The following is a 20,615-nucleotide window of genomic DNA, read 5'->3' on the forward strand; positions in this document are numbered from 1 at the left end:
CCAAATGTAATCGAAAAACCGATTACAAGTGTATTTGCTCCTCATGGATCATGCTGTATGCCGTCAGACAGCAGGCGAATGGAGACATATGAGGTGTGACATATGAGGTGTCACTTAAGAGCTGACACTTTAGCGCTATAACAGTACCTTTCCTGTAACGATGGATGAGCCGTTACCGTATGGTACAGACGCAGTAGTGGAGGTGGCGCGAATGAGGCAAGTCATAGGAGTGGATATCGGGGGGACAGGCATCAAGGGGCTTGTGACCGATGAAACCGGGACGATTCTGGCGGAAGCCGGGCGCGACACGGAGGCACGGCTGGGCCGGGAGGTTATTCTAAGCCAGATCCACAGTCTGGTGGAGGAGCTGCTGGCGGAGCATCCTGCCGTGGAAGCGCTGGGGATTGGCTCGGCGGGCAGGGTGAACGCAGATACGGGCGAGGTAGTCTACGCCACCAGTAATCTGCCCGGCTGGCAAGGGGTGCAGCTTGTGCAGTGGGCAACAGCTGCCTTCGGACGGCCTGCGGCGGCCGATAACGATGCCAACGCTGCGCTGCTGGGCGAGGCCTGGCTGGGCGCGGGACGCGGCAGGGCGAGCCTGGTTATGCTGACCCTGGGCACCGGGGTCGGCGGGGCGAATCTGGCGGAAGGCCGGCTGCTGCGCGGAGCCGCCTGGAGTGGCGGCGACTGGGGGCACAGCGTGCTGGTGCCGGGAGGTCGCGCCTGTAATTGCGGCAAGCTCGGCTGCGCGGAGCAATATGTGTCCGGCCAGGCGCTGCTGCGGCTGGCACTGGAGGAGACCGGCCGGGCGTATGCGCACGGGCGGGAGATTATGGCGGCGGCAGAGCAGGGCGATGCGGCAGCGCTGGCGGTGCTTACGCGCTTCACAGCGGATCTTGCGCTGGTGACAGCTAACATCGGGGCGGCGGTAGACCCCGAGCTGATTATTATCGGCGGCGGGGTCATTCAGAGCCGCGCGGTCTGGTGGCCGCTGCTGGCCGGGAAGGTAGGCGACAGTTTGGCCGCCCGGGTTGTACCGGCAGAGCTGGGCAACCGGGCAGGCTGCTTCGGCGCGGCCCGGCTGGCTCTGGAAGGGCTGCGCCGGGACGAAGGCGTAAGGCAGATCTAACTGCTGCGGCAGGGAGGAGATGGAGAAATGACTGGCGAACAGGAGAAGCGTTCGGATGTAGTAATTATCGGCGGCGGCCTTGGAGGAACGGCGGCGGCACTGGCCGCAGCCAAAGCCGGGCTGCGTGTGCTTGTGACAGAGGAGACGGACTGGCTGGGCGGGCAATTGACCTCCCAGGCCGTGCCGCCGGATGAGCACCGCTGGATTGAGCAATCGGGCAGTACTGCATCTTACCGGGAGTTCCGCAGTAGAGTCAGGGAGTATTACAGGCGGAATTATCCGCTTACGGAGGCTGCCAGGAGTAATCCTATACTGAATCCCGGCAACGGCTGGGTCAGCCGTTTAGCACATGAACCGAAGGTGGCACTGGCTGTTCTGCAGGAGATGCTGGCTCCGTATGTGAACACCGGACGGATTGAGGTGCTCTATCACACGGTGCCGGTTGCGGCCGATACTGATGGGGATTACGTTACTGGAGTGACTGTCCGGCAGGAGCCGGGCGGAAACCTTATCAGGCTGCTCGGCGACTACTATCTGGATGCCACGGAGTGCGGTGATCTGCTGCCGCTGGCTGGAGTGGAGCATGTCAGCGGCGCTGAAGCCCGCAGCGAGACAGGGGAGCCGCACGCTCTGGAGACCCATGACCCGCTCGACATGCAATCGATTACCCATGTGGCGGCGGTGGACTATGTGCAGGGTGGAGACTATACAATTCCGCGACCAAGAGATTATGATTACTGGCGTGAATATGTTCCATCGTTCTCGCAGTATCCAATCTTAAGCTGGTTTGCTTCAGATGCTGAAGATACGAGCAAGCTGAAGCAGTTCACGATGTTCCCGAATGAACAGGGGATTGTCTCCCTCTGGGATTACCGGCGGATCGTGGACCCGGCCATCTGGACCGAGCCGCTGAATGACGGCGAAGTCACTCTGCTGAACTGGGCTCTGAACGATTACTATGCCGGGCCTATTATCGGCGTATCGCCAGAGGAACAGGAGCGGCATCTGGAAGGAGCGCGGCAGCTCACCCTTTCGCTCGTGTACTGGCTTCAGACTGAAGCGCCCCGCCTGGACGGCGGGAAGGGTTACCCGGGGGTGAGGCTGCGCGGGGATATGCTCGGCACGGAGGATGGGCTGGCCAAAGCCCCGTATATCCGGGAATCCCGGCGTATTCGCGGGCTGTACACAGTAGCCGAGCAAGATGTGAGCAAGGAACTGCGCGGACCAGCCGGGCCTAAGCGTTATAAGGACAGCGTAGGGGTAGGCAGCTATCATCTGGATCTTCATCCCACGACAGTGAGCCAGCGTACCTTTTATATCCCGAATCATCCTTATGAGATTCCTCTCGGATCATTGATCCCAGTACGGGTCAAGAACCTGCTCCCGGCTTGCAAGAACATATCCATGACCCAGATTGCGAACGGCTGCTACCGCCTGCATCCCACAGAATGGAATATCGGCGAGGCGGCAGGCACCCTCGCGGCCTATGCCATCAGGAAACAGGTCGAACCATCGGCAGTCAGGGAATTAGCGGAGCATCTAGAGGCCTATCAGCAGCAATTGATTGCGCTCGGAGTCCAGTTGCACTGGACCCCTGAGGAGCTGGAGACCTAAACGCACATGCTCCAGCAATCCATCCTAGCTCAACCACTATCTAAGGTAAGGTGCCCCGTCAGCGGGGTGCCTTTTTGGTATGGTCTACTTAGTAGATGTTACCTGGCAGCAAGCAATTGGAAATCCAGCGGATTCCTCTTGGCCTAAGAATAGTTCAATACACTAAACACTTATGCTATGAAGGAAATGGTAGAGAAATGTCGAATCTAGTCGCAATGACAATTCAAGGAGTGAATTTATTTTGTGTAAGACAATCAAACTTGTATCAACTGCTGTACTTGCTTTCCTGCTATGCTTCGTTTCTATTCCATCCGTATTTGCAGAAGCCGCTCTCATCTCAGACAAGAATCTGGAACAGGCGATTCGTGTCGAGCTGAAGAAGCCGGCCGCTCCCCTTACCAAAGAAGATCTGCAGACCCTAACATCTCTCTATCCTAGTGATCCTGAGCAGAAAATTAACAGTCTAAGCGGACTTCAGCACGCTGTTAATATGAAAAGCTTAATGCTCCCAGGGCTTGGCATTACCAATATTGAGCCCCTTCAAAATCTACATAAAATCACCTTCCTGGCTCTGAACGACAATCAGATCACTGGGCTGGAGCCGTTGCAGGAGTTGTCCCGGCTGGAGCAGCTTAATCTTGATTCGAACAACATAGAGAAGCTTGATGCACTAGCAGGATTAACCCAATTAACAGATTTGTTAACCGGCAATAATCAGCTTAAAGATCTGAAGCCCATTCAATCATTAGTCAAGCTGAACTGGTTAATCATAAGCGATAACCAAATCCAGTCTCTTGAACCGCTAAGAAATCACCCGGAGCTGGAGCATGTCTACTTTGAGAATAATCTGGTCGAGGACATTAGCGTCTTAACTACACTTCCGAAGCTTAAGGAGGTTTCCGTCAGCAATAATCCTCTGAATGCAGATGCACAGCAAATCCTGACCGAGCTCGCTGCCAAAGGCGTCGAAGTGCTTGATGAAGATACTTCAGAACCTGCACCGCCTTCAAATCCTGACGAAATCATGGTGCATTTGAATGGCGGGCGTATTACATTCCAAGCTCCGCCTATCCAGCAAAATGGATCAGTCATGGTTCCGTTCCGCGCTATTTTTGAAGCATTGGGACTGAAGGTTGAATGGGATTCCAAAACGCAAACGATTAAAGGAAGCAAACCGGGTACGCTGATCAAGCTTAAGCTGGGTTCAACTACTGCTGAGATTAATGGCAATCAGAAAAAACTGACCGTAGCCCCTGCTAACATCAAGGGGAGCACTTACGTTCCATTACGTTTCATCGGCGAAGCCGTGGATGCGAAGGTGAACTGGCTCGCGGAGATTCAGACCGCCACAATATCTACGAAGCAGCCTTTTACAACCAAGGATACAAAAATCCAAATTACCGCATACGGGGATTGGCAAGAAATACCGGTTTCTATGGAGATTGCTGGAGATCTCCAGCTTGTTATGGTCTCGCCCGAGAATAACACGCTTACCATTCGTCATTATAGTAAGGATTATCTGGATATGAATTTCGAACAATATGTCAGCTATCTCAAAAAAGATATAGCGAAGAAGGATGCGTCGAAAATCACTGAGCAATCTGTAAAGGTAGGGAAAATCGATGCAAAGCAGTTGGTCTATAGTGTGGGAGATGCAGATGGAAAGCTCGATTTTCAAATGATTCTGTTTGAGCAGAATAATGAAATCTACACCTTGTTGTCAACTTTTCCAGCGAAAATCAGCAGACAAGCCAAGGCGGAATTCAATGACATATTGCAAAGCATACAAGTGAACTAACTTAACGGGAAACCACTATACATTAGTCAAATAACAGCGGCAGTCTGAGACTTTTTGTCAAGTCTTATTCTGCCGCTGTTTTATATTAATTTTTAAATATAAATTTATATATTAAATCTCATGCGTGTTATATACTCAATCTAGCTTTCCCAAGCAGCGCACACCATGAGATGAGGAGAACTGAGAGAACATGCCTATTCTGAACAGATTCAAAGGAAATACACACGCAGGACCGCCGCCCCAAACAGACCATCATTTGATCGACCTATTAAGAAACTATGTGGAGCGGGCTGAACGTAAGGAAGAGGAGCAAGCCGATACATACTCCACTACAGCCCCAGGTGAACTGCAAGCATTGTTAATGCGACTAACGTCCGTGATACATAAGCGTGAGGATTACTATAAGGTCAGATTAAATATGATCACTGAAGCAATTGAGATCTCCCTGTGGGAAATGGATGTGTATGAGGGTGATCCGGTGAACCCTAATAATGAGTTCAGGTGGTCTGATGAGCTGCGCCGGATGATCGGCTATACGGATGATCATGATTTCCCCAATGTGCTGGAGAGCTGGTCCAACTGCCTTCATCCCGAGGACAAAGAGGGCGTACTGCAGCTGTTCGCGGATCATATGCTGGACCGGAGCGGCACGATCAAATACGACATCGAGTATCGGCTGAAGACGAAAGCAGGCGAGTACAAATGGTTCCAGGCGACGGGCACAACCGTACGTGCCGCTGACGGATCACCTATTATGGTAGCTGGAGCATTGCTGGATATACATGATAAAAAAATCAAGCAGGACGAGCTGAGCGCACTGGTTGTCCGCTATGATCTGGTGAACCGTGCCCTGGTGGAAGCCCCTTGGGATATGGTGGTTATCGCAGGCGATCCGGTCAACCCGGATAATGAGTTCTGGTGGTCGGAGCAATTCCGCAGAACGATTGGTTTTGAAGGCGAGCATGATTTCCCGAACCTGTTAAGCAGCTGGAGCAACCAGCTTCACCCCGAGGATCTTCAGCCCACGCTGGATGCCTTCGCCCATCATCTGAATGATTACACAGGGCAGACGGACTATGCAGTGAACTACCGGTTGCGCTCCAAAAATGGCGAATACCGCTGGTACCACGCTGGCGGTGAAACCGTTCGCGATGAGCAGGGCATCCCTCTGAGAGTTGCCGGTACGATCCGGGATGTTACCCACGAAGTCACCAAAGAGGAAATTGTACGGCAGGTCAATGTACAGATGGAGGGCTTGCTGGCAGCGATTAATGAGATCGTCCGCGGCATCGTGTCAGTTACCGAGCAGGCTCAGGACATGGCTGAGGTCCAGGAGCAATCGCACAAGGCCGCCATGGAAGTCAAGGTCAAGACAGGGGAGACCAAGGAGATCACCCAATTCATCAGCGAGATTTCGAACCAGACAGGCCTGCTTGGACTGAATGCTGCGATTGAAGCTGCCCATGCGGGCGAATACGGCCGGGGATTCTCCATTGTGGCTGGTGAAGTGAGGAAGCTCGCGGAGCACAGCAAGACGGCATCGGGTAACATTGAAACCACCATGCAGCAGATGAATGAGAAGGTTGACGACATCATTACACGGATTAACAGCATGTCCAGCCTCACCGAAGCCCAGGCCGCTCTAACCCAAGAGGTCAATGCGTCGATTGAAGATGTGAGCCGGATGTCGGAGGAGCTGTTAAATATTCTGCGTACTTTATAAGAGTTCATGGAATGGAACACTATAATTGAGATCAAAGAGCGAAATGGAGCCTCAAGCGTTTCGCTTTTTTTGTGTTGCAAATTTCGGAACGCGCTAACCGAAAGCCTATAATCTGTAAGGTTGTTGAAAAAAAACAAAGGAATACAATAACAATATAGGATTACAGTTTAGTCTGAAGTGGAACCGGAGGGACTTCCTTGGAATTGTTTAGAAGCTATGTAGAGATGTTGAAGTTAACCTATAAATCTATACCACTTTGGTCGTCTTATACAATCTTCAACAATATATTTGGTGTTGTATGCAACTTTTTGAGTTCGGTTATTTTAATCCGAGTCGTATTGAACGGTATAGGCACGAATAAATCATTTGTGGAGATCATAATCCCTGTTATATTCATTCAAGCCGTGGTCATGCTTGGGGGAATAAGTACATCCTTGTATTACAGCAAAATAGATCCCGTTGCCCGGCAGATTCTTCACAAAAAAATAGTTGCAAAGTTAATACATACGATAATGCACACAGATACTAAAAACTTGGACAACGCAGCTTATCTTAACGATTTTTCCTTTGCCATCAATCAGGTTGAGCAGAGAACGACGGGGAGCATATTGTTAATCTCTAATTTGTTATCGAATGTAGTGGGGATCATCGCAACCGTTTCAGTCATTGGAGTTATGCATGTTGAACTTGTAGCTATAGTAATTATAACGGTCTGTGCTGCCTTTTTAATCAATACTACATTAATAAAGACGCAATACCAGTTTGACCAGGACATCCTCTCGCCCAATAGAAAGAAGAAATATGTTGAAAGAACCTTTTATATGAAAAGATATGCGTTAGAGCTAAGGTTGTACCCCATACAGAAGATCTTGTTGAATTTGTACGATAATGCTGTAAAGGAAATCTTACACTCCACGAAAAAGTATGGCTGGACAACAGGCGCTCTGCAATTCTTGAGAGTTTTTAATCAGGAGGTCATCTTATATTGGGGAACCATGGCAGTTCTTCTATTCTCATTAATTCACAGTGAAAGCGGGACCTCGGCTGCTAATATAATTCCTATAACAATTGCAGTATATAGTTTATCGGGCTATTTATTCGGCTTGACCGAAGTCATTACCTCACTCAAAGAATATCAGCTATATGCAAATAAGTTATTTCGTTTTTTGCAACCGGATAAGTCTTTGGAGTGTCGAAAAGGATTACCTGTTCCATTAAACACCGGCAATACTATCGCTTTTGAAAATGTAAGCTTTGGATATGCAGCAAATGATAAACCAGTGTTAGAAAATATAAACCTCCGTTTTAATCCAGGTGAAAAGATAGCTTTGGTAGGAGTAAATGGTTCAGGAAAAAGCACTATCATCAAGTTATTGCTCGGTCTCTATGACCATTATTCGGGTGAAATCACCATTAACGGGGAATCTATTCGGAAGCATGATCTTCAGCAGTATCGTAAGCAGTTCTCAGTAGTGCAGCAGGATTTCCAATATTATTCATGTACAGTAGCGGAAAATATACTTATGGACAAAGTGGATACATCTGCAGATGCTGTGTCCGAGCAAATCGGGCAAGCCATTCATGAGGTTGATTTGAACCTGGATCGTACGCCCGAAGAACTAATGAATTCGTACATAACCTCTGAATTTAGTACCGATGGACTCAGCTTATCCAAAGGGCAATATCAAAAAATGGCTATAGCCCGAATCTTTGTGAGTAAAAGAAATTTTATCATCCTTGATGAGCCGACCAGTTCGTTAGATCCTGTAGCTGAATATCAGTTGTTCAATCACATTTTAGAGCATTTCCATGATCAGACGATTATTATTATTTCCCATCGTTTAACAGCTGCAAAATCAGCAGATAAGATCTATTTGATTGATGAAGGCACGGTCAAGGAGAGCGGTTCACATAAACAGCTCATGAGTCAGGATGGGAAATATTCAGAACTCTATAGACTTCAAGCAGAAAAATACCTGTAGTACAGAGCGGGCGGTGAAATGAGATGAGCAAGAAATATTCTCTTGGCAACAGCATATTTTACCTGAAATCAATTTTCAAATATGACTGGATCAGGATCCCTGGCATCATACTAACCGCATTAATGGTTGCTTTCGATACTTGGTTCATTAAGGTGTACGCCATCAAAGTAATCTTAGACGCTTTAATGAATGATTTTGACTTCAGACGAATGATGATTATGGTTGCAATTGTTATTGGCTGCAAAACCATTAAACTTGCTTATGATTCTGCCTGGGCATATTACGTGAAACGCTCTGACCCTATCATCATTTCCGGTTTTCAGCATGTTGCTTTTAAGAAGGCTAATGAGGTAGATATCAATTGCTATGATGATACGGATTACTACAACCAATATATCTATTCTGTAGAAGAAAGCTCAACAAGGCCTATTCACTTCTTAGATAGTTTATTTCAACTGTGCCAAACGATTTTCTCCATAACTTTTTCCGGTATTTTTATTTTGACTAGTGACCCTTTAATCTTGCTGTTTGTTGCTATTCCTATTCTTGGAGATTCGTTTGTCAGAACAAGGATGATCAAGGCACGAATGGAGCGAACCCATGCCATCATCCCCGAAAAAAGAAAAATGGATTATGTGCTCCGGACCAGTTATCTTCGTGACAATGCGCTAGATATTCGTATAACCAATATTCATGTAGTGCTTAAGGACCTGTTTCTAGAAGGTGTTGAAAATATAATTGAACTCTACAAGAAATTCAGTAACCGGTTTACGAAATTGTACTTAGTTAGCGATGCCTTTACTCATATTAATAACACTCTGATCCTGCTGTACCTCATATATAAAATCGTCGTTACACAGACACTTAGCGCAGGGGATTTTATCGCGATTAAAGAAGCGGTTGCGCTTATGAGCAGCAATCTCGGCAAGATTATGGAGAGAATCCAGGCATTTCAGGAGCATAACATTTACATAGAAAGGTTCCGTGCCTTTTGCAACTATATAAACAAGGTAACAGACGGGAATTCCGGGATTCCGCAGGGCAATTTATCACCTTATCTTCTTCAATTGACTAATGTGTCGTTTAGCTATAATAATCAGTCCGATGTTCTGAACAATATAAACATTGCCATTAAAGCTGGACAGAAAATAGCGATTGTAGGTAAGAATGGTGCAGGAAAAAGTACTTTAATCAAGCTGATGATGCGCTTATACGACGCCACCAAAGGTTCAATAGAATTTAAAGGGACTGATATTAAAACATTCAACAGACAAGAATACCTGTCTCAGTTCGATACCGTGTTTCAGGATCATAACAGCTATGCTTGTTCACTGATTGAGAATATTCTGTTTGAGTCTAACCCTACAGCAGAAGAGATTGACAAAATGATGGATATATTGGACAACATAGATTTTTCTTTATTTGTAAAGGATAAGAGCAAGATAGAGCTTGAGTTAACCAAAGAATTCTCAGAGGAGGGGATCATTCTATCTGGCGGTCAAAATCAAAAGGTGGCATTGGCCCGCGCACTGTACAGAGATCATTCCGTGTTGATTCTAGATGAACCCTCAAGTGCATTAGATTCCATCTCAGAATATAAGTGGATGCAATTGATGGACAAAGCTGCAATGAACCGCACGGTCATCGTAATTTCGCACCGGCTGTCCTCCGTAAGAGACTCGGATTGCATCTATTATATGGAAGCTGGCCGTATTCTTGAAGCTGGCCCTCACAATGAACTGATGAACCTTCAGGGACATTACTTCCAGATGTTTAAGGTACAGGCGGATGCTTATTGACAAAGCGTTAGAATCCGGCTATATTTGATTTCGGTAAATTATATTTCGCGCAATTAATATGAGGAGCATACTGATGTCCGAATCCAATCAGGCTTTTGGTCAAGCGCTGGTGAAATCTTTGGTAGGGGAGCGCGGACATATTCCGATCGCCCGGGCTTTGCCGGATCTGACACTGGAGCTTGCAGGTTATACTATAGAGGGAATTCCCTACTCCATCTATCAGTTGGTGAAGCATATGGGCTACTGGCAGGATTTCATGCTGACCCATCTGGAGGGCGGCCAGCCGCAGCGGCCTACAAGCGTACAGGAGAGCTGGCCTGCAGAGAAGGCCCCATCAGAGGAGTCCCAGCTTCAAGAAGCGATCACGCATTTGCTGGAAGGGGTCGAGAAGGCGGTTTCCATCGCTCAGACCGCCCAGCTTGACGAGCCATTAGCCCATTTTCCAGGGGAGACCAAGGGCGGGCTGCTGCGCAATATCGCCTCCCATAACTCCTATCACCTGGGGGAGATTGTTCTGCTCCGCCGTCTGCAGGGAGCATGGCCTCCGCCAGGGGGCGGGTATCCTGCCTGAGGAACAGTGCAACGAAGCAACAGTTCCTCTCAGAAACGAAGCAGCATAGCGGCATTGCTGACGTTCTCAAGATTTTTGATCAGCCCGATTCTGTCCTTCCGGGTTCTTTCGCACGGCGTATCTGCAATCAGTTGATTGAATTTGTGTTCAAGCATCTCCCAGCCGAATGGGGATTCTATATCGCCAAGCGGAACAGGCATCCACTTCTCGTACGTACTGTCGTCATGTAATGTCAACACAATACGTGCCGCACAAAAATGCGTCGGATTTTCATGCAAATACTGCTGTACTTCCTCATCCAGAGTGACTGTTATTTTTTGAACCAACTCATGGATCTCAGGATCTTCAAAGCTTCTGAAAATTAAAGCCTCTGAATCCATGCGGCCATACTTGAGTGCTACAGCTGAAGTAAACTGTGTGCTGGCCTGAGCTCCTATGGCTGTCTTGGGTTTGGGATTATTTAGACGATAGACGAAGGAAGACGTTCTCACATCGACGGATTTTATCTTCGAAGGTGTGAGATCATACCTCTTCCGCATTTCCAGCATGGCATCCATTGTGGCATGAAGCCCTCGCTGGCAGGCATGACGTTTGAAATAGATACTGGTTATTTTGAAGTTTTGACCCAATTCCTCAAGCACCTGACCCGTATTACAATGACCGCTGGTCCCCTTGAACGCCTGGAAAAACCCGTACTTCCCTTCAAGCGCAGCATCCGGGCCGGTAAATCCGCAAGCTGCCAGTCTTACAGCCCTCATCCCTGTTAGCGCAGCCCAGCCGCTGCACAGAATTTTACCGGAAGTCCCGTCGTTCTGATATTCTATTAGTCCACCTGTGAACATCGAAGCAATCCCCATGGCATCCTTGGTCCGGACGGCATCAGCATCCGTTAATTTGCTTACCAAAGCTGCAGCCGCGACCGCACCGCATACCCCCGTAGCATCGAAGCCCCTTTCCCTGTACATAAAGGGATTAATCGCCTCGCCTAACCTGGCGTACACATCATATGCTGCCACAATTGCCGTAATCATCTGTTTGCCGTCGTTGTGGTACAACTCAGCCATAGTAAGCAGGAGGGGAACCAGCACAGAGCCGGGGTGCCCCATAGCGTGGCGGTATCCATCATCCAGATCTGCGCAGCGCGCCAGCATCGTATGTACGAACACTGCGGTATCTGAACTGGTGCGGACCTCCTGCTCTCCGATAAGAGTAACCGGTTCCTCTTTCATATTGATGCTATCTGCCATATGCGCGTACTCCATAATGCGCTCACTTGTTTCGGAGTAACGGCCGAACACCATATTCCCGTAAGCATCAAGGATCACCTGTTTACCAACCTCTATAGCCCTTGCGGATAGATCCTCATACCGGAGACGGGCCACATAATCCGCCAGTTCATCAATCATATAACTCACAACCATCCACCTCGTTATTTTGACTTCAATTTGCTGAAGTTTACATAACAAAATATAAGGTTGCGGTGTTGTTTTACTCAAGCACAAGTTAACTGCACTAACTCAACTTTTGGATGCATAGAGCGATTCAAGCAACTTTACGACTGCTGGAGATACGAAGCTGGGTTACAGTAGCGTTTTACGATTTTTTTTAAGTCCTCCGTATAGGACGGGAAAATTTTATTTCGATGATAAATCAGCGCCAGCGGGTTAAAGTAAGCAAAGTCCGAAATAGGGAACACATGAAGATGGGAGTTCGTATTACCCGACTCATTAAGCCCGTCGATTCCGCTGAGATACATCGTCAGACAGAAGCTGGCTGCATAGTCTTCGGCACACAACAGATGATGGATGTCAGGCTGAGTCAGTTCATTAATGCAGTTGAGTGAAATCCCCAGTTCAGACAGATGCTTGTCCAGCAGAATACGGGAATTGAAGTTTTTCTTATTCAGCACAAACGGCACATGCTGGAACTGTCTAAGGTCGGCACCCTTGGTAAACGTATCGATACAACCCGGATATTGATCCGAAAAATACTGCTTCAGCAAATTGTCCGAGATCACAATGTACATTTGCTCATGGAGAATGGTCTCGTACTTCACATGAGAAGTAACAATATTATCAACACCAGACAGAAACAGATCCAGCGAATTGTTCATTACCATCTCCTGCATCTGCGGTGAAGTCTTTCGATGAATATTTAACTCGACCTTGGGATGAAGATCGTAGAACTCTTTTAACAGCTTTGGAACAATAATGGGATAGCGTCCTTCAGTGATGCCGAAGTGGATGGTACCCGATTTATCCTCCTTGAGGTCCGTGAGCTGATTCTCCATATTTTGATCCAGAAGCTCAATCTGACGCAAGGTGTTCTGCATGATTTTTCCGGCGGCTGTTAAAGTTATTTTGGGCTTCCTCTCAAAAAAAGCAACACCGTGCTTCTCTTCCAGGCCTTTTAAGTATTTGCTTAAGGATTGGTGGGAAATATAGAGACGTTTGGCTGCATTTGAAATGTTCAGCTCTTCGGCCAGAGCGAGAAAGTATTTATAGTTATTGAGCATGAGTACCTCCTGAATAGATCCATTCGAGATTTTGATGGTAATTGATAGTAACGGTATTATCATACTGCAGCTAATAGTTACATACAAGCAGCATATATGTGCTTTGAGGTTGCGTAACTTCGTGCTAAATTATGAATGTAAAGGCGGCTACCTTAGCGTTTGTAAGCGTAAGCAGGCCACTGTAGTCCTGCAGACATTTGAAATAACAGGAGGGTATGGACGTGAGCAAAGTTGCAGTTATACTGGCAGAAGGATTTGAAGAGAGTGAAACACTGACCATTGTGGATATTTTGAGACGGGCGCAGATCGAGTGCCATATGTTCAGTACAGCAGGTGAACTCATTCGCGGCAGTCACGACATTGTAGTCAAAGCAGATGCAATTATTAGTGACGATGTTAAAAGCTACGACATGATCGTACTGCCCGGAGGCATGCCGGGAGCGGCTAATCTTCGTGATGACGACCGGGTCATCAGACTGCTTCAAGAGATGAATGAAGCGGGGAAATTTGTAGGAGCCATATGTGCAGCTCCTCTTGCACTAGGCAAAGCAGGGGTGCTTGAGAATAGGAATTTCACCGCTTATGTCGGTTATGAGGACAAGATTGAAACGAGCGGCACCTTTAAGGAAGAAGTTGTTGTCATTGACGGGAACCTGATCACAAGCCGGGGACCGGCAACCTCGTATGCATTCGCTTATGCACTGGTAGATGCACTAGGTGGAGATAGTATGGCTGTCAAAAACCGCATGGTATATTTCAATGCATTTGATGCTGAATAGGAGGAATACACATCATGAGTAAAATAGCAGTACTGATGGCAGAGGGTTACGAAGAAGGCGAAACATTAACCATTGTAGATATCTTGAGAAGAGCCGGACTGACCTGTGATACATTCTTTTTCGGCAACAAGCTGGTTAAGGGCATGCACGGCATTTATGTGGAGGGTGACAAGCCTTTTGGCGAAGAAGTTAAAGCGTACGACATGGTTGTTCTGCCGGGCGGCCGGCCAGGCGGACAGAATCTGAAAGAGAATCCGGAAGTTATTGCAATGGTGCAAGACTTCAACCGGAACAACAAATACATTGCTGCAATGTGCTCGGGAACCGTTGTCTTATCCGACGCTAAAGTCATTGAAGGCAAAGAGGTAACTGGATATGTAGGCTATGCGGAAAAGTTGATTGGCGGTATTTTCAAAGACCAGGTTGTTGTAGCAGATCAGAATCTTGTTACGAGCCAGGGGCCGGCAACGCCTTATCCGTTCGCTTATAAGATTGCAGAAATCTTCGGTAAGGATACTTCAACTCTACGTGAGAAGATGTTATACCATCTGGCCGGGGGCAAGTAAAGACAGCTAAGAAGGCGGGGGAATTTATGACAACAGAAGATTTGGCAAAAGAGATTATTGCCAACATAGGTCAGGATAATATTACGTATGCCACCCATTGTGCGACAAGATTGAGATTCAATGTGAAAGATGAATCTCAGGTCAATTTGAAAGCGCTTGATCGATTGGAAGGTGTGCTCAGAGCCCAGTTCAACAGCGGACAGCTGCAAATCATAATTGGTGCCAAAGTCAAAATCGTATTCGATGCAGTTAGTGAACGACTCAATCTGGAGAATTTAGATATTGAAGTCAAGAGTGTGAAGCAGAAAAAGAATGTGATATCACGGGTTGTAGAGACGATTGCAGGTATATTCGGGCCTGTAATTCCAGTATTGATCGGATGCGGGATGGTTAAGTCTGTACTGGCCATTCTGACTACCATGAAGCTCTTGGAGACAACAAGCGGCGCGTATGTAACATTTAACCTGATTAGTGATCTGATCTTCTACTTCTTCCCCTTCTTCCTTGCGGTTAGTGCAGCCAAGAAATTCAGAACAAACGAATATTTGGCGGTTGCTCTCGCAGGAGCGTATATGTACCCTACTATTATGGAGGGTGCGGCCAAAGCAGCGGAGACAGGAATTACCAGCTTGAGCTTTTTCGGGCTTCCATTGCTGCTGGTGAATTATAAATCTACCATTATTCCGGTCATCCTCTCAGTATGGGTAATGAGTTATGTATACCGATTCGTAGATAAACGTATCCCGGATATGTTCAAAATTCTATTCGTACCCATGCTTGTGCTATTCATTATGGTTCCCCTGGGACTGATTGCCATCGGGCCGCTTGGAACCTACATCGGCAAGGGTGTAGCCGAAGTTGTTACCTATTTGTATACCGTGAATGGTGTCATAGGCTCCTTCTTGTTCGGAACCTTCAGACCGATTCTGATTATCTTCGGCATGCACTATGCGATTACACCTATCAACAGCCAGCTAATTGCGGAGTACGGCTATTCCGTAATTTCTCCGGCGAATCTGACAGGGAATCTGGCTCAAGCCGGGGCTTGTCTTGGGGTATTCCTTTTATTGAAACATAAAGCCAGCAAGTCAAGTGCATTATCCAGCGGTGTAACCGCATTGTTTGGAATCACGGAGCCGGCGATCTTCGGATTTAATCTAAAGTACAAAAGACCCTTTATCTGTGCGATGTTAGCCGGTGGTATTGGAGCCGCTTATATCAACTTCTGGGGCGGCGGTGCTACCGCCTTAATCTTGCCGGGCATCCTGGCATTGCCAACGTATATTGCGGACAGCTACATTCACATCATAATTGGTATTTCAATCAGTATTACTCTTGCTATGGGTGCTGTGCTGATCTGGGGCATAGAAGAGGATATACCGGCAACCGCTAATGCAGCTTCCGGGACTCCTGCCACACCGGTTAGTCCTGTGACCAGCGGAACTGCCCGTCCGGCAGGCCCCCTTATGATCTGCTCCCCTATTAATGGAACAATCAAAGATATCTCAGCAATTGACGATCCGATCTTTGCTCTGGGCAGCGGAGCGGCCGTTGAATCCGTGGATGGAAAGGTATATGCCCCGTTTAACGGAAAGGTTGTATCCTTATTTCCAACCCGTCATGCGATCGGTCTAATGTCCGATGAAGGTGTTGAGATGCTGGTACATGTCGGAATCAATACGGTCAAACTGAAAGGCAAGCACTTTACTGCACATGTGCAGCAGGATCAGATTATCCGGCAAGGTGATGTGCTGCTGGAATATGATGTGGAAGCGATCCGGGCAGCCGGATATGATACCGTCGTTCCCATTATTATCTCTAATACATTTGATTATCAAGGTGTAGAACAGGTTGCTGCCGGTCATGTTGCCCCGACTCAGCACCTGCTGCGCATTCAAGTCTGAAGGAGGGGACGTCATGAGCAAGTTAGCAGAAGACTTCCTGTGGGGAGGCGCTGTAGCAGCCAATCAGGTTGAAGGGGGCTGGAACCGGCGCGGCAAGGGTGTCAGTGTTGCAGATGTAATGACAGCAGCTGCCCATGGTGTGGAGCGGAGAATTACCGATGGAATTGAAGAGAATGTGTACTACCCCAGCCATGAGGCAAGTGATTTATATTCCCGCTATAAGGAAGATATCAAGCTGTTCCATGAGATGGGGTTCAAATGCTTCAGAACCAGTATCGCCTGGACCCGGATCTTCCCGAACGGGGATGAAGCAGAGCCGAATGAGGAAGGGCTGCAGTTCTATGATGACCTGTTCGATACTTGCCTAGCCTACGGAATTCAGCCGGTAGTCACTATCTCGCACTTCGAGATGCCATATCATCTGGTGACGGAATACGGAGGATGGCGCAATCGCAAATTGATTGATTTCTACTTGAGTTACTGCCAAGCCATCTATACCAGATACTGCACCAAGGTCAAGTATTGGATGACTTTCAATGAAATCAACATGATTGTGCGGAAGCCCTGGAAGCCAGGTGGTATCAAATGGGCTGAAGGGGAGAATAAGCTGCAGACAATGTACCAGGCAGCATATTATATGCTGGTAGCCAGTGCAAGGGCTGTCAAGCTGGGAAAAGAAATCAATCCCGGGTTCGTAATAGGCGGTATGTTCCTTCATCCAACGTCTTACGCTGCGACCTGTGATCCTGATGATGTGTTGGCTCATGTCAAAAAGCTTCAACAAGCCTACTTTCTGCTTGATGTTCATGTCAGAGGGAAGTACCCGCCGGCGTACTATGCCTTCCTGAAGCAGCATCATCTGGAAATCCAGACAGAGCCGGAGGATGCAAGGATTCTAACTGAAGGAACTGTAGACTATATCGGCTTCAGCTATTATTCCAGCTCCGTTGTGATGGCTAATCCCACATACCAGGACAAGAGCGAGGGAAATGAGATCAGCGGGTACAAGAATCCGCTGCTGCCGGCCAGTGATTGGGGTTGGCAGATTGATCCGGTCGGCCTAAGAATTACGCTGAACTTGCTGTATGACAAGTACCAAATACCACTTTTTATAGTAGAGAATGGGCTCGGGGCCGTTGACACACTTGATCAGGATGGCTCAGTGCATGATCCATACCGGATTGACTATCTCAGGCGTCATGTGGATGAGATGAAAAAAGCCATTCTGGAAGATGGGGTAGAAGTGATTGGCTACACTCCATGGGGATGCATTGATTTGGTCAGTGCCGGAACAGGTGAAATGAAGAAGAGATACGGCTTGATCTACGTTGATAAAGACAATGATGGCAAAGGCACCTTAAGAAGGGTCAGAAAAGATTCGTTCTACTGGTATAAGGACTGTATCGCCAGTCATGGTGAGAATCTGTAGATAACAATAAAAAACATGAATTGCTATAAAATAAATTATATGCTTCCATAGCAAAAAGTCTGCAATGTTAGATTGCAGGCTTTTTGTTATGGAAGCAATAACATTCATTGACAGTTCGTGAAAAAGTAGATGATAATTTAATAGATCCATCCTGTAAATTATGGAAATTAGATCTATCAAATCTTCAAGGAGGCAGGCATGGAAGCAACCTATGATCTGTTTACGATCAAAACACAATGTATGAATTTCCTGAACTACGCTTATCTCGGTATTGACAAGACCTCCCGCAAAGCTTTTGTGGTTGATCCGTCTTGGGATGTATCACAGATGATCCGTATTCTGGATTCGCATGAGGCCACAGTCACGGCTGTTCTGCTGACCCACTCTCATTTTGATCATACCAATATGGTGAAGAAGCTTGAACTGCTCTATCGTCCTACTGTCTACATCTCCAAAACCGAGGCCGATTACTATAAATACCGCTGCAACAGGCTCCGCACCGTCGAGGATATGGACCTCATTCGTATCGGTGATTCACGAATCACCTGTCTTGTGACGCCCGGACATACGCAGGGAAGTGTCTGTTACTGGGGGCAGGACCATCTGTTCTCCGGGGATACGGTATTTATTGAAGGCTGCGGCTTATGTGACAGTAGCGGAGGCTCGGCAGAGGATATGTTCAACAGCATCCACCGGCTCATCCGGCTGATTCCTCCCAGCACCCGGGTATACCCGGGACATTCCTTCGGCGATCCGCCAGGCAAAGAGATGAGCTATCTCTACAAAAATAATCTGTATTTCCAGATTGATGATATCAATCATTTTGTGAAATTCAGGAACCGTAAGAATAATGCCAGACTGCTTGATTTCAAATAAGCCGCTCTACAATCAGGGGGTACGGAAATGCACAGCGAAATCGTGTTTATGTTCTCGGGGCAAGGCTCGCAATATAATAAGATGGGGCTTGAATTGTTCGGGAAGCAGCCGGTATTCCGGCAATCGATGGAACGCCTGGACCGGATTGTTCATCAGCTGACCGGCAAGAGCGTGATCGAAGAACTGTATCAGAACTCACGAGGTAAGGGCGCCAGCTTCGAAAATATTGTCTATTCCCACCCTGCAATCTTCATGGTGCAATACGCATTGGCGGAGACTCTGGAAGCTGAGGGAATAACCCCGCGCTGCACGCTGGGAGTCAGTCTCGGGGAGTATGTGGCATTGGCGGTGGCCAAGGTACTGACGCCTGAACAGGTGCTGGAGCTGATTGTTACGCAAGTACGGCTACTCGAGGATACCTGCGACAACGGCGCGATGATTGCTGTTCTAGATCATGTGCAGCTCTATCACTGGAACGCGAAGCTTCACACCCGCTCCGAGCTGATCGCAGTTAACTTCGACAGTCACTTCACCATCGCTTGCAGAAGCGGGCATACCGCCGAAATCCAGCAGTTCCTCAGAGAACAGGGCGTAGCCAGCCTGAAGCTGCCTGTGAACTACGCCTTTCATTCCGCATTCATCGATGAACTGGAAAAGCCTTACCGTACATATATGCAAAAGTTCGATTACAAGAAGCCTGCTCGGGGAGTGACACTGGTATCGGCCATGACCGGGGGGAAGGTGCAGACGGTGGATGAATCCTTCCTGTGGGATGTGGTGAGGAAGCCAATGAATTTCCGCACGGCACTGGAAGGTCTGACTGCCGGCGGACCGCGGCTGCTGCTCGATCTGAGCCCGTCGGGTACACTGGAGAACTTCAGCAAGTATATTCTCGGCAAGCCGCTGGCCCATAAGGTCCGCTCAGTGATTACGCCGATGGCCAGCGAGCTGAAGAAGCTGAATGAGATTGTGAATGATACCTTAAGGGGGACTAAAGATGCAATTTACTAGCTTGCCAAAGTCATACCATGTGTTCCTCTCCGAGACCGTGAGACGAATTCAACTGGAGCTGGAAGGAGAGGAGGGATGTTACCCGCTGAAGCTGAGTCTGGTTTCGTTGCCGCCGGAGGGGGGGCCACTCGATTATCTCAGCGCGGAGGAGAAGAAGAAGTATTACGGCTTCCATTATCCCAGAAGACGCAATAGCTATTTGCTGGGTAAGCTGGCAGCCAAAATGGCCGTGGCTGGTGAGCAGGAGGATCTGGCCGGGATTCAGATCGAACACGGCATTCTGTGCCAGCCGCTTGTAGCGGGAAGCACCCGCCGGGTGAGCATTACCCATTGCGATACGCTGGGAGCAGCGGTGGATTATGATTCGCGTCTACTGGCAGGCGTTGATATGGAGCTTGTGGACGAGAAGGCCGTGGAGGCCATCAGAAGAATCACCAGCAGTCAGGAGGAAGAACTGAACAATGAGCCGGGTACCCTGCTTGCAACGCCGCTCTTTCTGACCTTACTCTGGACAGCTAAGGAAGCGATGTCCAAGGTGATTCAGACCGGGTTCACCGTTCCTACCGAGCTGTTCGAAATCAAACAGTGCAGCCGGAGCGGGCAGGGGATCATTAGCCAGTTCAAGAATTTCCCGCAATTCAAGGCGGTATCTGTCCTCCGCAATGAATATGTATATACCCTTGTGCTTCCGGCCAAAGCCATGACCGATGCTACGGAATCCCGGCTGCTGCAAGCTTTGCAGGGGCTGTTGCCTGAAAGCCTTGCTAACACTGCAAAGGCTGCGGAGAGGTGAGCATTATGCTGCCCGGAAGCAACTGGGCTATTCGGTCCTCTATCTGATTACCCGCAACTCCCCGCAAGCAGCGGTTTCTCTAAGTTATGGGGAGACGCTGCTTTTCTGTTGTTGTAATTTGTGTAT

Annotated in this window: 16 protein-coding genes; 14 read left to right on the forward strand and 2 right to left on the reverse strand. The window is 48.1% G+C overall.

The features are described from left to right. Window positions 1-211 precede the first annotated feature (211 nt). The 7 genes from C162_RS02135 to C162_RS02165 all read left to right on the forward strand — a co-directional run bounded on the left by C162_RS02135 (window position 212) and on the right by C162_RS02165 (window position 10,616). The gene (locus C162_RS02135; protein ID WP_036690738.1) at window positions 212-1,129 is read left to right on the forward strand and encodes an ROK family protein; all 918 of its coding nucleotides are present in this window, start codon (window positions 212-214) and stop codon (window positions 1,127-1,129) included. A gap of 27 nt (window positions 1,130-1,156) precedes the next feature. Further along, window positions 1,157-2,743 carry an FAD-dependent oxidoreductase gene (locus C162_RS02140; RefSeq protein WP_036690739.1) on the forward strand — a complete coding sequence of 529 codons (1,587 nt, stop codon included), beginning with the start codon at window positions 1,157-1,159 and terminating at the stop codon, window positions 2,741-2,743. Window positions 2,744-2,984: 241 nt separating this feature from the next. Beyond that, the gene (locus C162_RS02145) at window positions 2,985-4,541 is read left to right on the forward strand and encodes a stalk domain-containing protein (RefSeq protein ID WP_051493151.1); all 1,557 of its coding nucleotides are present in this window, start codon (window positions 2,985-2,987) and stop codon (window positions 4,539-4,541) included. A 190-nt stretch (window positions 4,542-4,731) separates the two neighbouring features. After that, the gene (locus C162_RS02150) at window positions 4,732-6,264 is read left to right on the forward strand and encodes a methyl-accepting chemotaxis protein (RefSeq protein WP_084648781.1); all 1,533 of its coding nucleotides are present in this window, start codon (window positions 4,732-4,734) and stop codon (window positions 6,262-6,264) included. 197 nt (window positions 6,265-6,461) lie between these two features. Continuing rightward, window positions 6,462-8,246, forward strand: coding sequence for an ABC transporter ATP-binding protein (locus tag C162_RS02155; RefSeq protein ID WP_036690740.1), 1,785 nt, complete (start codon window positions 6,462-6,464; stop codon window positions 8,244-8,246). A 23-nt stretch (window positions 8,247-8,269) separates the two neighbouring features. Then, a complete protein-coding gene (locus C162_RS33995) occupies window positions 8,270-10,045 on the forward strand; it encodes an ABC transporter ATP-binding protein (RefSeq protein WP_051493152.1) in 1,776 nt (591 codons plus the stop codon). Between the two features lie 73 nt (window positions 10,046-10,118). After that, a complete protein-coding gene (locus C162_RS02165) occupies window positions 10,119-10,616 on the forward strand; it encodes a DinB family protein (RefSeq protein ID WP_036690741.1) in 498 nt (165 codons plus the stop codon). Between the two features lie 29 nt (window positions 10,617-10,645). On the opposite strand, the gene C162_RS02170 is transcribed toward C162_RS02165, so the two are convergent. Then, window positions 10,646-12,022, reverse strand: coding sequence for an MmgE/PrpD family protein (locus C162_RS02170; RefSeq protein WP_235218332.1), 1,377 nt, complete (start codon window positions 12,020-12,022; stop codon window positions 10,646-10,648). 146 nt (window positions 12,023-12,168) lie between these two features. Further along, the gene (locus C162_RS02175) at window positions 12,169-13,131 is read right to left on the reverse strand and encodes a LysR family transcriptional regulator (RefSeq protein WP_036690744.1); all 963 of its coding nucleotides are present in this window, start codon (window positions 13,129-13,131) and stop codon (window positions 12,169-12,171) included. A gap of 221 nt (window positions 13,132-13,352) precedes the next feature. Here C162_RS02175 and C162_RS02180 point away from each other — a divergent pair, with 221 nt between their 5' ends. The 7 genes from C162_RS02180 to C162_RS02210 all read left to right on the forward strand — a co-directional run bounded on the left by C162_RS02180 (window position 13,353) and on the right by C162_RS02210 (window position 20,489). After that, window positions 13,353-13,910: a DJ-1 family glyoxalase III gene (locus C162_RS02180; RefSeq protein ID WP_036690746.1), complete on the forward strand. Its 558-nt coding sequence runs from the start codon at window positions 13,353-13,355 to the stop codon at window positions 13,908-13,910. Between the two features lie 14 nt (window positions 13,911-13,924). Next, a complete protein-coding gene (locus C162_RS02185; RefSeq protein ID WP_036690762.1) occupies window positions 13,925-14,476 on the forward strand; it encodes a DJ-1 family glyoxalase III in 552 nt (183 codons plus the stop codon). A 26-nt stretch (window positions 14,477-14,502) separates the two neighbouring features. Further along, window positions 14,503-16,380, forward strand: a complete 1,878-nt coding sequence (locus tag C162_RS02190) for a glucose PTS transporter subunit IIA (RefSeq protein ID WP_036690777.1) — start codon at window positions 14,503-14,505, stop codon at window positions 16,378-16,380. 13 nt (window positions 16,381-16,393) lie between these two features. Beyond that, a complete protein-coding gene (locus C162_RS02195) occupies window positions 16,394-17,809 on the forward strand; it encodes a 6-phospho-beta-glucosidase (RefSeq protein ID WP_036690779.1) in 1,416 nt (471 codons plus the stop codon). 198 nt (window positions 17,810-18,007) lie between these two features. Then, window positions 18,008-18,685: an MBL fold metallo-hydrolase gene (locus C162_RS02200; protein WP_036690782.1), complete on the forward strand. Its 678-nt coding sequence runs from the start codon at window positions 18,008-18,010 to the stop codon at window positions 18,683-18,685. Window positions 18,686-18,712: 27 nt separating this feature from the next. Continuing rightward, window positions 18,713-19,696: an acyltransferase domain-containing protein gene (locus tag C162_RS02205; protein WP_036690785.1), complete on the forward strand. Its 984-nt coding sequence runs from the start codon at window positions 18,713-18,715 to the stop codon at window positions 19,694-19,696. Further along, window positions 19,683-20,489 (forward strand): 4'-phosphopantetheinyl transferase family protein, encoded by an 807-nt coding sequence (locus C162_RS02210; protein WP_036690789.1) that lies wholly within the window; start codon window positions 19,683-19,685, stop codon window positions 20,487-20,489. Before C162_RS02205 ends, C162_RS02210 begins: the two co-directional genes overlap by 14 nt. Window positions 20,490-20,615 lie beyond the last annotated feature (126 nt).

The organism is Paenibacillus sp. FSL R7-269 (genome assembly GCF_000517865.1).
Classification (GTDB): Bacteria; Bacillota; Bacilli; order Paenibacillales; family Paenibacillaceae; genus Paenibacillus_AQ.